Source organism: Shimazuella kribbensis DSM 45090, from assembly GCF_000428065.1.
Classification (GTDB): Bacteria; Bacillota; Bacilli; order Thermoactinomycetales; family Thermoactinomycetaceae; genus Shimazuella; species Shimazuella kribbensis.
On the sequence record NZ_ATZF01000004.1, the window covers coordinates 235,898 to 248,420 of the forward strand.

The 12,523-nt window shown below is 39.8% G+C and carries 15 protein-coding genes; 10 read left to right on the forward strand and 5 right to left on the reverse strand.

The features are described 5' to 3' along the window. Positions 1-5: 5 nt before the first annotated feature. Genes hisG through hisIE form a run of 7 tightly spaced genes read left to right on the forward strand, consistent with a single transcriptional unit; the run spans position 6 to position 5,184 of the window. On the forward strand, positions 6-623 hold the full coding sequence (hisG, locus tag A3GQ_RS0108645; protein WP_037464442.1) for an ATP phosphoribosyltransferase: 618 nt from the start codon (positions 6-8) through the stop codon (positions 621-623). Further along, on the forward strand, positions 616-1,887 hold the full coding sequence (gene hisD / locus A3GQ_RS0108650; protein WP_245596756.1) for a histidinol dehydrogenase: 1,272 nt from the start codon (positions 616-618) through the stop codon (positions 1,885-1,887). The genes hisG and hisD overlap by 8 nt, the downstream gene beginning before the upstream one ends. Beyond that, positions 1,887-2,477: an imidazoleglycerol-phosphate dehydratase HisB gene (hisB, locus tag A3GQ_RS0108655; protein ID WP_028776715.1), complete on the forward strand. Its 591-nt coding sequence runs from the start codon at positions 1,887-1,889 to the stop codon at positions 2,475-2,477. The genes hisD and hisB overlap by 1 nt, the downstream gene beginning before the upstream one ends. After that, a complete protein-coding gene (gene hisH, locus A3GQ_RS0108660) occupies positions 2,474-3,076 on the forward strand; it encodes an imidazole glycerol phosphate synthase subunit HisH (protein ID WP_028776716.1) in 603 nt (200 codons plus the stop codon). The genes hisB and hisH overlap by 4 nt, the downstream gene beginning before the upstream one ends. Position 3,077: 1 nt before the next feature. Continuing rightward, positions 3,078-3,809 (forward strand): 1-(5-phosphoribosyl)-5-[(5-phosphoribosylamino)methylideneamino]imidazole-4-carboxamide isomerase, encoded by a 732-nt coding sequence (gene hisA, locus A3GQ_RS0108665; RefSeq protein WP_028776717.1) that lies wholly within the window; start codon positions 3,078-3,080, stop codon positions 3,807-3,809. Beyond that, the gene (gene hisF, locus A3GQ_RS0108670) at positions 3,806-4,579 is read left to right on the forward strand and encodes an imidazole glycerol phosphate synthase subunit HisF (RefSeq protein WP_028776718.1); all 774 of its coding nucleotides are present in this window, start codon (positions 3,806-3,808) and stop codon (positions 4,577-4,579) included. The genes hisA and hisF overlap by 4 nt, the downstream gene beginning before the upstream one ends. Next, positions 4,561-5,184, forward strand: coding sequence for a bifunctional phosphoribosyl-AMP cyclohydrolase/phosphoribosyl-ATP diphosphatase HisIE (gene hisIE / locus A3GQ_RS0108675; RefSeq protein ID WP_028776719.1), 624 nt, complete (start codon positions 4,561-4,563; stop codon positions 5,182-5,184). Before hisF ends, hisIE begins: the two co-directional genes overlap by 19 nt. Positions 5,185-5,762: 578 nt before the next feature. On the opposite strand, the gene A3GQ_RS0108680 is transcribed toward hisIE, so the two are convergent. The 4 genes from A3GQ_RS0108680 to A3GQ_RS0108695 all read right to left on the reverse strand — a co-directional run bounded on the left by A3GQ_RS0108680 (position 5,763) and on the right by A3GQ_RS0108695 (position 8,423). Next, positions 5,763-6,101, reverse strand: a complete 339-nt coding sequence (locus A3GQ_RS0108680) for a YrdB family protein (protein ID WP_028776720.1) — start codon at positions 6,099-6,101, stop codon at positions 5,763-5,765. An 18-nt stretch (positions 6,102-6,119) separates the two neighbouring features. Continuing rightward, positions 6,120-6,683: a TetR/AcrR family transcriptional regulator gene (locus A3GQ_RS0108685; protein ID WP_051271436.1), complete on the reverse strand. Its 564-nt coding sequence runs from the start codon at positions 6,681-6,683 to the stop codon at positions 6,120-6,122. Further along, the gene (locus A3GQ_RS0108690) at positions 6,683-7,405 is read right to left on the reverse strand and encodes an MBL fold metallo-hydrolase (protein ID WP_028776722.1); all 723 of its coding nucleotides are present in this window, start codon (positions 7,403-7,405) and stop codon (positions 6,683-6,685) included. The genes A3GQ_RS0108685 and A3GQ_RS0108690 overlap by 1 nt, the downstream gene beginning before the upstream one ends. Before the next feature lie 124 nt (positions 7,406-7,529). Next, positions 7,530-8,423, reverse strand: coding sequence for a class I SAM-dependent methyltransferase (locus A3GQ_RS0108695; RefSeq protein WP_169818268.1), 894 nt, complete (start codon positions 8,421-8,423; stop codon positions 7,530-7,532). A 192-nt stretch (positions 8,424-8,615) separates the two neighbouring features. Between A3GQ_RS0108695 and A3GQ_RS0108700 the strand changes: the two genes are divergently transcribed. From A3GQ_RS0108700 to A3GQ_RS0108710, 3 genes are all read left to right on the forward strand, one after another. After that, the gene (locus A3GQ_RS0108700; RefSeq protein WP_028776724.1) at positions 8,616-9,563 is read left to right on the forward strand and encodes a ribose-phosphate diphosphokinase; all 948 of its coding nucleotides are present in this window, start codon (positions 8,616-8,618) and stop codon (positions 9,561-9,563) included. 119 nt (positions 9,564-9,682) lie between these two features. Continuing rightward, the gene (locus A3GQ_RS23870; protein ID WP_051271439.1) at positions 9,683-11,374 is read left to right on the forward strand and encodes a tetratricopeptide repeat protein; all 1,692 of its coding nucleotides are present in this window, start codon (positions 9,683-9,685) and stop codon (positions 11,372-11,374) included. A 19-nt stretch (positions 11,375-11,393) separates the two neighbouring features. Next, positions 11,394-11,702, forward strand: a complete 309-nt coding sequence (locus tag A3GQ_RS0108710) for a thioredoxin family protein (RefSeq protein ID WP_037464446.1) — start codon at positions 11,394-11,396, stop codon at positions 11,700-11,702. Positions 11,703-11,742: 40 nt separating this feature from the next. Here A3GQ_RS0108710 and A3GQ_RS0108715 read toward each other — a convergent pair whose 3' ends face one another. After that, on the reverse strand, positions 11,743-12,501 hold the full coding sequence (locus tag A3GQ_RS0108715; RefSeq protein WP_028776726.1) for a DUF4097 family beta strand repeat-containing protein: 759 nt from the start codon (positions 12,499-12,501) through the stop codon (positions 11,743-11,745). Between the last annotated feature and the right edge of the window lie 22 nt (positions 12,502-12,523).

Consider the following 12,523-nt stretch of genomic DNA (forward strand, 5'->3'; position numbering starts at 1 on the left):
TTGCCATGCCCAAGGGGAGAATATATGAAGAAGCACTCGAAATCTTAGCAGAAGCAGGGATTCCAGTGCCGGATGACTTAACAAAAGAAACCCGCAAGCTGATCCTTACGGCGCCTGTTGCCCAGCTTGCTTTCTTTTTAGCTAAACCCATGGATGTTGCTACTTATGTGGAGTACGGAGTCGCAGATCTTGGGATAGTGGGAAAAGATGTTTTATTAGAAGAATCGAGAAATGTGTATGAATTATTGGACTTGCAGATCAGTCCATGTCGCGTCTCCGTGGCTGGATTGCCAAATAAAGCGAAGGTAAATGGGCGGATCGCTACCAAATATCCATCTATTGCCGAAAAATATTTTCGTAGTATCGGAGAACAGGTGGAAGTCGTTAAATTAAATGGTTCCATTGAGTTGGCTCCTTTGATTGGATTGGCAGATCGCATTGTTGACATTGTTTCTACTGGTCAGACGTTGCGAGAGAATGGTTTGGTTGAGTTGGAAACAATAACGACTGTAACTTCGAGACTGATCGCCAATCGGGCAAGTTATCAACTAAAATATAAACGGGTTTCTTCCTTTTTCGATCAACTAAAAAAGCATATTGAACGGAGGGGAAATCGTGATTAAAATCGTACCATCCAATCAGTGGCAACCTCGGGTGAATGGTACACAGGACAATAAAGAAATCCTTCCTATTGTCCAAAAAATCATCGCAGAGGTATGTGAAAAGCAAGATGCTGCATTGTTTGCTTATACCAAAGAGTTGGATGGAGCAGTGCTCACCTCCCTTTTGGTTGCTGAGGATGAAAAACAATCAGCAATGAATCAAGTGGAATCTTCTTTTTTAGAGGCACTTCAAACTGCGGCTGAGCGTATTCGTCTTTTTCATGAGAAGGAGAGAGGTACTTCTTGGTGGAACATGGAAAAGGATGGTTCTATCCTAGGACAACTTGTACGGCCGATGGACCGTGTAGGGATTTATGTCCCTGGTGGCCGGGCCGCCTACCCCTCTTCTGTATTGATGAATGCAATTCCAGCAATAGTAGCAGGTGTGGAAGATATCGTTATGGTTACACCACCGGATAAAAACGGACAAATTCCAGCATCTACTTTGGTAGCCGCACAAGTTGCAGGTATTGAAAGAATATATAAAGTCGGCGGCGCACAAGCAATAGCAGCTCTCGCTTATGGAACAGAGAGTATCCAAAGAGTAGATAAAATTGTAGGACCTGGTAATCAATATGTTGCGACTGCAAAGCAACTTGTATATGGTCAAGTAGATATTGATAGTTTTGCGGGTCCAAGTGAAGTAGTGATTATTGCGGATGAACATGCAAATCCAGCTTTTGTAGCTGCTGATCTACTCGCCCAAGCAGAACACGATCCAGAAGCCGCAGCTGTTCTTCTTACTTCGTCAGAAAAATTGGCAAAAGAAGTAGCAGAACAAGTCGAGAAGCAAACAACCAAACTGGAACGTGTGAAGATAATAGAAGAATCTTTGCATAAACATGGTGCGATTGTGTTGACACAAGATATGGACGAAGCGGTGACTTTATCCAATCTAGTAGCACCAGAACATTTAGAATTGATGGTAGGTAATCCTTGGGAACTACTTCCCAAAGTGCTGCATGCCGGGGCTGTTTTTTTGGGGCCTATGAGTCCAGAGACAGTAGGGGATTACATTGCAGGGCCAAGTCATGTTCTACCGACCAGTGGTACTGCTCGTTTCTCTTCTGCGTTGAGTGTGGATACCTTTATAAAAAAAACAAGCCTCATATCATATAGCAAAGAGGCTTTAAAACGCGATGCAAAACAAGTCATTACACTGGCAGAGCAAGAAGGATTGGAAGCACACGCGGCTTCGATACGCATCCGGATGGAGGAAGATTGATGAATAGAAGAGGTCATGTGGATCGATCTACGAAAGAGACGCAGGTTGATGTAGACCTATCTTTGGATGGGGAAGGAAAAGCAAATTTACATACTGGGGTTCCTTTCTTAGAACATATGCTAGATTTATTTGCCAAACATGGTCAATTTGATTTGGCGATTCGCTCGATTGGTGATAATCATATCGATGACCACCACACAGTGGAAGATACAGCGATTTGTATTGGTCGAGCCATTGATGTTGCGTTAGGGGACCGGGTAGGGATCAAAAGATATGGAAATGCATTTGTACCCATGGATGAATCTTTAGGTCAAGTTGTGATCGATTTATCAGGTCGATCGCATTTGGAGTTTCGTGCGGATTTCCCAAGTACTCGAGTAGGGGCATTTGATACCGAACTCGTACATGAGTTTTTCTGGAAACTTGCATTAGAAGGCAGGATGAACCTTCATGTCATTTTGCATTATGGGAGAAATACGCATCATATGATTGAATCGCTGTTTAAAGCCTTGGGACGTGCTTTGCATGAGGCCACTAGTATTGATCCCAATATTAAAGGAGTTCCTTCCTCAAAGGGGGTACTAGGGTGATAGCAATAATCGATTATGGAATGGGTAATTTGTATAGTCTGAGCCAAGCTTTGCAGCGATTGGATCATGAGTATGTCATTACTGATGATGTAGAAACGATCCAAAAGGCTGATAAGATGATCCTTCCTGGTGTTGGAGCTTTTGGTGATGCAATGAGAGAGTTAAACCAAAGAGGCTTGACGAAAATAATTTTCGAAGAAGCCATAGCAGGTAAACCTTTGCTGGGGATTTGCCTCGGTATGCAGTTGCTTTTTACAGGAAGCGATGAACATGGGTACTACAGTGGGTTAAACTTGTTGGCAGGGCATGTGAAAGAGATCAAAGTAGATCTTCCTGTTCCGCATATGGGTTGGAATTGGCTTTCATTCCGTCATCCGCATCCTCTATTTCGAAGTTTAGAGGAAGGTCATGTTTATTTTGTTCATTCCTATCATGTCCAAGCTTCCAACACAGAAGATGTGATTGCTACGACAGATTACAGTCAAGATTTTACTGCGATTGTTGCTCGCAAAAATATTATTGGAATGCAGTTTCATCCAGAGAAAAGTGGACCTCTCGGCATGCAGCTTCTTCATCAATTTGCAGAGGGGAGAATATAAAATGGGATTTACCATTTATCCTGCGATCGATATTCGTGGCGGAAAATGTGTCCGTTTGATCCAAGGAGATTATAACCAAGAGACGATTTTTCATGATTCACCACTGGAAATGGCAAAACAATGGGTATCAGATGGAGCGTCATGGCTGCATTTGGTAGACTTAGATGGTGCTCGCTCAGGAGAACTCATCAATAGTCAAGTGATTGCATCCATCGCCAAGGAGTCTGGAATACCGATTCAAGTTGGTGGTGGTGTACGGGATTTAGAGCGTTTGGAATACCTATTGTCTATTGGAGTTTCACGAGTGATCATCGGTTCAGCAGCAATAGATGATCCCGCTTTTGTAAAAGAAGCATTGAGAAAGTATGCTAATCAAATTGCGATCGGTTTGGATGCTAGAGATGGCTTTGTTGCAACACACGGCTGGCTTAATCAAGCAAATGTTACAGCAGTTGACTTGGCAAAGCAGATGGCAGACTTTGGAGCTACCACGTTTATTGTAACGGATATTGCAAAAGATGGTTTGCTTTCTGGAGTAAACGCAGAGATAGCAGTAGAGATTGCACAGTCTTCGGGTGGACAAGTAATTGCATCAGGTGGAGTGGCAACGACAGAAGATATCGTACAATTGAAAACACTGGAATCCAGAGGGGTTACAGGTGTGATCGTAGGAAAAGCATTGTATACAGGTGCAGTAAAACTTACCGATGCTCTAGAGGAGGCCAACCGATGATTACCAAACGTATTATTCCCTGTTTGGATGTGAAAGATGGCCGAGTTGTAAAAGGCGTTTCCTTTGTTGGTTTACGAGATGCTGGAGATCCGGTTGAACTAGCATCCCTTTATGATCAAACAGGAGCAGATGAGCTTGTATTTTTAGATATATCTGCTTCCCATGAAGGAAGAGAAACGATGATTGATGTGGTAAGACAGGCCGCTAGTAAGCTGACTATTCCGTTCACAGTTGGTGGTGGAATTCGAAGTGTGGAGGATATGACGCGAACACTGCGTGCGGGGGCAGATAAAGTTTCGCTCAATACTGCTGCTGTTCTCAGTCCAGAGCTTATTTCAGAAGGAGCTCGTCGATTTGGCAACCAGTGTATTGTTGTTGCAATCGATGCGAAGTATGACCAAGAATTAGATGACTGGATTGTGTATACCCATGGAGGAAGAGAACATACGAAGTGGAGTGTACTTGATTGGGCCCGTCATGTGGTCGAGCTTGGTGCAGGTGAAATACTGCTGACGAGTATGGATCAAGATGGACAAAAGAATGGATTTGATCTTGATTTGGTTCGTGCAGTATCAGAAGCTGTAACTGTACCTGTTATCGCTTCTGGTGGTGCTGGAAATGCACAGGATTTCGTCGAAGTTTTCACCCGGACGAAGGCATCAGCTGCACTAGCTGCTTCTATTTTTCACTATGAAGAAGTGAGCATCATGGAAGTAAAAGCATTACTGCGTGATAGAGGAGAAGAAGTAAGATGGATACCATCGAGATAAAATGGGACAAAGAGGGACTTGTACCTGTTATCATTCAACATGCTGAAAATAAGCAAGTATTAACTCTTGCTTATATGAATAAAGAAGCATATCAAAAAACCCTCGAATCGAAACAGACTTGGCTATTCAGCCGATCTCGACAAGAGTTATGGCACAAAGGAGCAACTTCAGGTAATACACAAGAAGTGGTAAATATATATTATGATTGTGACCAAGATGCGATTTTGTTAAGTGTAATCCCACACGGCCCTGCATGCCACACGGGAAGTGAGAGTTGTTTTAGAGAAGTGGAGGAATTGCAAGTGTCCCAAAGTAAAGTGTTAGCAGACTTAGAAAAATTAATTGCCGATCGTCATCAGAAGTTACCAGAAGGTTCTTATACTACCTATCTTTTTACCAAAGGAGTAGATAAGATTGGCAAAAAAATAGGAGAAGAAGCAGCAGAGGTGATAATTGCCGCAAAAAATAATTCCAAAGAAGAGTTGCGATACGAAGCGGCTGATCTCTTCTATCACTTAATGGTTTTGTTACAAAATCAAGGAATACCAATGGATGAAATTTATGAGGAATTAGCAAGTAGATATATTGGTAGAACAAGCGAATAAAAACGATTAAGCTCTGCTCTCCTTTTTTGAGGAGCAGGGCTTTTATTTCACACTTATGTCTTTTATAGGCAAACATTAAATGAAAGTTGCTTATTTTTTGATATAATACTATTAATCTCCTACAACGGAAGGAGTTCCATGCCATCCACAACATCATACGAAGCATTCTGCGAACAGGTAGGACTCAATCCTGACATTTCTTGGTATCGTAGTCTTTACCAAGGAATCGCAGATCACGTACCCCCGTTGCTCGAAAATCCGAATTACGAGACGATGCGTAAAAGGGGTACATGCCGCACTTTCGATCTCGCGACAGGGGAGTGCAGGTTCGTGTACGTTGTACGACTTGGCTCAGTATTTCCAATGGATTAAGATCAAGAGGGAACAGCCAAGTAAGCAAACATGGAGGGCTTTTTGGAGAACTTGGCGTGAGTAACGCCATGGGGTAGCTGCTGGTAAAAATGCTTATCAGCAGCATCGTCTGGGTTGCGATTATCGCTGCCCAGACTCCCGTAATCAGGTTAAGATGATATAGATGGAGCCGTCCGCTAGCGGACGGCTCTTTTTGGTTGTTAGTACTATTGTTTCCATAAAATGGTAAGAATCAAGCTTATATAAGTAATAATCAAAAAACCGATTGCGGACAATGTTTTGCCTGTCTGATAAAGCACATAGGCAACGAAGAGAAAGAGCACAAATTTTATGGAATAAGCGAGTACTGGATTTAGTGGAATATTCGCTTTTGGAGCTAGGAACATCCCCCAAAAAATTGCAAAGAGGAGTGGACTTCCAATGCCTAACATGATTTTTATCGTGATTTGGTTCCCTGTTTTGAATCCCCAATAGCCCAAAATGAATAGTGCGGCTATTTCTATTAGAAATTGGAGCAAAAGATTGGCGTTCTTGATGATTATCATGGTGATCAGCCCCTTTGGTTATGTTTCTTGTTTTATTCCTTTACATAAAATTTGTATGGTATAAAGCAGACTTTCTTCTACCTTAAAATTCATTTGAAACCCATCAGCCCGTTGAAGAGAAGCAAAGCCATGAACAATGCTTCGTAGCCCTCTCACTAAATGTAGAGCGTTCTCTTCTTCAAGCGAAAAGGTAGCAAGTAATTGAATCAAAAGATCAATCATATTTTTACTCGTTTCTTTTACTACTTTATCTGGTGTGTTCATAGGTTGAATGGTTGCTTCATATAAACCTGGATGATCATTCGCAAAGAGGAGATACTGCTTAGAAAAATGTAATAGAGCATCTTCACCGGATTTTCCAGCTACGGAACGTAGTAGTGTTTCTTCTAGTCTTTGCATACCTTCTCTTGCGATTTGCGTGCGAATTTCCATAAGACTTTTAAAGTGATTGTAGAGTGAAGGAGGTCGGACACCTAAGTTTTTGGCTAGGGATGCAATAGAAACTTGTTCTATCCCATGCTCGTTTGCAATTGCAATTGCTGCTTGAATAATTTTTGTTTTATCTAAACCAACTCGAGGCATTATATTTGCTCCTTCCATTTATTTTGTGCTCTTTGAATAGCGATCGTTATTTGATCGTTTGGATTTTCAATCATATTCCCATGACCTACAGCAAGCAAAGTTGGGTTAGCTTCACTGATTTTTCTCACACTTGCTAAAGATGTTTGTTTACTCCAAGTAGCCATTGCTGGAAATGGGAACCAAGGTCGAGTATCTCCAGAAACCGCTATTCCTCCCCGTGTTTGCATAGCATCACCAACAATAAGATGTCGATTTCTTCTATCTAATAAACTGATTGATCCAGGTGTATGTCCAGGAGTAAAGAGAACTTGGAGAGACCCAATGTTGTCCCCATCTTCTACTAGTTGATTTGGAACGGTTTTGATTGATTTTGGAGCAGGGACACCTCCGCGAATAGGTGTCTGTTCCTCTTCTTTCTCTATGCTTGTTTCGCCGCGTAATAGTTTTTCTTCTCTTTTGGAGATAAAGACATCAGCTTCTGGCAATGCTTGTTTTAATGAATCCAAAGAACCGATATGATCAGAATGAGCGTGGGTTAAGACAATACGCGTAATAGGTTTTCCGATTTGAGCGGAAGTTTGCAAAATAGCTTTGTAACTATAGGGGAGAGCACAATCGATCAAAGTAAGTTCCTTCTCTTCCTCTATGATAAAGCAGTTTGCTGGGAAAATTCGTGGCATGAAACTCAATTGGTAAGTAGACTCTCTTTTTGTTATTTTCATGTTTTTGCGCTCCTTGTGTTTTAAAATTAATGTTATTAGTATAATAACTAATTATATTAGTTTTGTAAATGGTAAAATGAAAGCCATTCTAAAAAAAGTTAGAATGGCTACAAAAGAGAATGAATTAACGAGCAATAAATAGATATTCTTCTTTTGGTAGGGAATAGTTATCATGGAGTTCGGGAATCGTTTCGGACAATAAATCTTGGGTGTACTTGGTGAATACTGTTTGGAAATCACATATGGTCAGAAAAGCTGGTAAATCTACTGATCTTGTCCCCCATAAGAGTGGCTCTCCTAAATTGGATGGATCAATTTTCGTTTTACCGGTGCCTCGAATGGTTAATTCTCCATTGTTTTGGGGCTCAATAGCTGTTCCAACGACTTGACAAGTTTGTTTATGCAGAGTAGATAGTTGTCTGAACATGGACAGAACATCCACTTCAGGTAAATACATCAATAATCCTTCAGCGATATAAATAGTAGGCAACTCAGCTTGAAATGCAGGCATGAAACGGAGGATTTCCGTCAAGCTATGCTGCGTAAAGTCTGCACTAGTAAGATATAGATTTCCTTGCATATTAGCATGTCGTTCTAACGCTTTGAGTTTTATTTGTTGTGTTGCAATGTGATCCAGTTCGATGAAGTTTACATTTGGATAGGTTTTATGTAATCGATAAGCTAATGTATCAAAACCTGCCCCAAGTACTACAACTTGCCCGGTTCCGGAATGAATAGCCTCTTTTACTTGAGATTCAATCCAATGTTTTCGAAGCGCGATATGTAAAGAGAATCCTGGTAAAATCTTTTGTTCTACCCAACGAAAATACGATCGAAGAAGAGGGATTCGATACAAGTATAAACTTGCTCGAGCAGCACCTGAAAGCTCAGATAAAAACCAGTTAAGGGGTTGTATCGCTTCTTTTGGTACTAGTTTTCCAAAGTTAGGATCATACGATAATAGCAAATAATGTGCTGCTACAGATTGTGCGGTCCTGCTGGGTTGGATATTTTTCATATTTTCCTCCATAATGGGAGTTTTTTTCCATTTTATCTTATCACGATTCATTCCCATTTATCTATAATTTTTAGAAAATAAATAGTTTTCTTCCAGTAAATAGTCGGGCATTCTACTGTTCTATTAATTTTCATTGAGAGATAAGGACTGTTATAATAAAAACAAGTAAATTGTTAGCTAATGGAGGGTCAAATGATGATGAATAATGTTAAGATTTTTTCAGGTACCTCTAATCTTTCGTTAGCAACAAATATCGCATCTCATCTGGATAAAGAACTAGGTAAAGTGCGTATTAGCCGGTTTAAGAGCGGCGAGATCTATGTTCATTTTGAAGAGAGTGTTCGAAATCAAGATGTTTTTGTGATTCAGACGCTAAGTCATCCTGTTAATGAAAATTTGATGGAATTGTTGATCATGGTAGATGCTGCTAGGCGCGCTTCTGCACGTAGTGTCAGTGCAGTAATTCCATATTTCGCTTATGGGAGACAAGAAAAAAAAGATGCTCCTAGAGAACCGATCACAGCTAAAATGATCGTTGATCTCTTGACCACCGTTGGAGTTTCTCGTGTTGTTACATTGGATTTGCACGCTCCTGCTATCCAAGGTTTTTTTAATATTCCAGTTGACCATCTATCCGCTCTTCATTTAATCAGCGATCATATAATTCAAAGCAATATATCAAATGCAGTGATTGTTTCACCAGATGCAGGTCGAGCAAAAATGGCTGAAAAATTAGCTACCTTGCTCGATGCCCCATTTGCTATTATGTTAAAAAAGAGACCACAACACAATGCTGCTAAGATTACTCATATCATTGGTGATGTAACAGATCGTACACCTATTATCATTGAAGATATGATAGATACAGGTGGTACGATTGTTAGTGTAGTAGAAGGTTTGAAAGAAAAAGGTGCGAAACCTGCCTATATATGTGCGACACATCCTTTGTTTTCTGATAATGCTGCACAAAGATTGATTCATCCAAGTATCAAAGAGGTTGTAGTAACAGATACGATCGCTTTTGAGAATATTGGTGATTCATTCAAAGTATTGTCTGTCGCTCCCTTGTTGAGCGATGCGATAAAAATCATAATTTCTGGAGGTTCGATAAGTACTCTATTTCGTTCAGACTCCGGTTAAAAGATAGAAGAGGAGAAAGATTCCCAATTCATGTAAGCAATTAATTCCAAATATGTTATACTGGTGGGGTACCAAACCATCAGGCATTATTTGGTATGCTGACTGGTTGGGAGGAAACTATGAAAAAAATATCAATTCCTAAACATAAATCGGATCATAAGGTCATTTCTTTAGAAATGGACGCAAGTACCTTTTTTGATCGAGCAATTAAATCGTTGGAGCGCCATCAGTATGATAAAGCACTTAAGTATTTTCGTCTTGTATTGGAAAAAGAACCAGATAACCCAGCCAACTATTGTAATGTAGCAGGTGTTTTAGCGGAGTTAGGTAACTACCAAGAAGCAAATGAAATCCTACAAGTTGTTCTACAAGATGTCGATTCAGAGATGGTAGAGTGCTACTATTATATGGCGAATAATTCCATTAACATGGAAGCATTTGAACAGGCCGAAGATCATCTAATCGAATATTTACGACTTGATCCTGAAGGTGAATATTCAGAAGAGGCAGAGGAAATGTTGTATATGGTGGCTTATGAAATGGGTCGTTTACCTAAACAACTGATTGCCCCTTTACCAGGATTTCGAGAAAAACACGAAGAAGCAGAATGGCATTTAGAAGAGGGACGGTTTTTACAAGCGACCGAGTTACTAGAAGAACTGGCAAAAGAAAATCCAGATTACCTCCCTACATACCACAATTTAGGTTTAGCATACTTCTATACCGGGCAATTAGAGAAAGCTCGTGAGATTGTTACCACTATATTAGAGGCTGATCCAAATAATTTACATGCATTATGCAATTTGGCTATTTTAAGCCAGCATGAAGGTAATAGTGATATGACCAAAGGAATCATGGATATGCTTAAAAACTTGGTTCCTGTTCAACCTGCTGCTGCATATAAATTAGCTGTAACAATGGGGATGCTCGGAGAGCATCAGGTTGCCTTTGAATTATTTACTTGGTTAATAAAAATAGATGAACAACCTGAAGCAAGTCTCTATCATCATGCTGCAACCGCAGCTGTTCACGTTGGAAGGCTTTCCATAGCTCATCGTTATTGGAGAAGAGCGGCATGGCTCGATCCGCGCTCGGAGATTCCTAAATTTTATTTAGAACAGATGGAGATATGGATGTCAGATCCTGACTCTATTCCATCACTAACTTGTTATCATTATCATCTTCCTTTTGAAGAATATATGCTTAAAATCAACCAAGGAGAAAATATTGAAAAAGTTGCAATGGACTATGAAAAGAATTCACTTCTGCATACTTCTTTGACTTGGGCCCTTAATCATGGTGATCGACAGACGAAAATGCAAGTACTTACCTTTATGCGTTGGATTAAACACAAAGAGGCAGAAACCCTACTACGCCATTTCCTTCGAAAACCAGTGGAAGATGATGAGTTAAAACAGATAGCTTTTTTTGCCCTCCGACATATGGATGCAGAACCACCATATGAGGTATTATATAATGGTCAGATGCTAGCATTAGAAGATTCAGCTAACAGCCAAGAACAGAAGTGGCAACAAGTTTTAGCCTGTCTTCTGCAAAATATGGATACCTATGAGAATGCACAGCTGCAAGATGCGAAGATGTTATGGGATTTCCTTAGGCAGTTTTCTGAAATAGTTATTCGTAAAATAGAAGGAATGTCGGCGGCTATTGAATATGTGGTTGCTAAATATTACGACCTGTCTTTATCCCAAGTACAAGTCGCAGAGAAATATAAGGTAGCCCCTTCTACTGTTGCACGAAATGCTAAATTGATTTTGCCGCTCTTACATCACTACTTCAAACAAATCTAAGGAGGAGATAAACTTGAAAATGCTCAATGAAAAAACATTTGCTGACTTTACTGACTCAGGAAGAAAAGTGGTTGAGTTTACGACTACTTGGTGTGGCGATTGCAAACGAATCGAACCAGACCTGCCAGAGATCACACAAGCATTTGCAGATACCTTTCAATTTGCAGAGATTGATGCAGATAATGATCAAGAAATAGCCCAGCAATTCAATGTAAAAGGTATTCCTACTTTTATCGTTTTTGAAGAGGGAAAAGAAGTAGGACGTTTACCAAGCAGAGATGCCAAAACAAAAGAACAAGTAATGGAGTTTTTGGATTCCATGAAATAAAGAAAAATCCACCGATAAGGTGGATTTTTTAACTGTCTATCTATTTTTTTAAATGAATATTACCTGATAGTACTTTTGCTTTTAATTGATTTTTACTTTCATTTTTCGTGCCTATATGTCCGTTCATGGAGTTACTTGCTGACCCCTTTAATGGAAAATCAGGATGAATATTTCCAGCTTGAACTTGAAAATCAACATCAATAGGAGTCGGTTTTTGTCCAACTTGCAAATAAAGATTTCCTGAAGAGATTTGAATGTTATGATTCCCAATGATAGGTTCTGTTAAATCGAGGGTAACTTGTCCTCTGTCATTGTTGATAGATACATTGGTTGGATTTTTAGGTAAGGATTTTAATGAATTTACTGTTATATCCCCATATTTAGAATGTATCTCTAAATTGTTCACTTGAAGGTTCTTTTGTAATTTTATATTCCCAGCTTCATTCTTAATTGCTAATTTCTGATACAATTTTTCAGGTATTTTGATATGCAACGTCAGTTCAGCTTTTGTATCTGATCCTTCATACTTTTCGTTTTCTACAATGGTTACAATTTCTTGTGAAGATTGAATATTCAGGTTAACAACCCGATTGGTAACCTGTCCCTTTAGTTCAGCCTGAATTTCCGTTTGTTTACTAGGTGACAGTTCAATATTTGTTGATTTCGCATCGATTTTAATCTGTTGTATATTTGTTGATGATATTGTTTTTATTATATTTATTGTTTGTTCGTTTGAAGTGGTACATCCAGCCAATAAGCCGATTGTTGCAATGCATATGGTGATGACAAGTTTTTTCATGTTCTCTACTCCATTTCTAGTA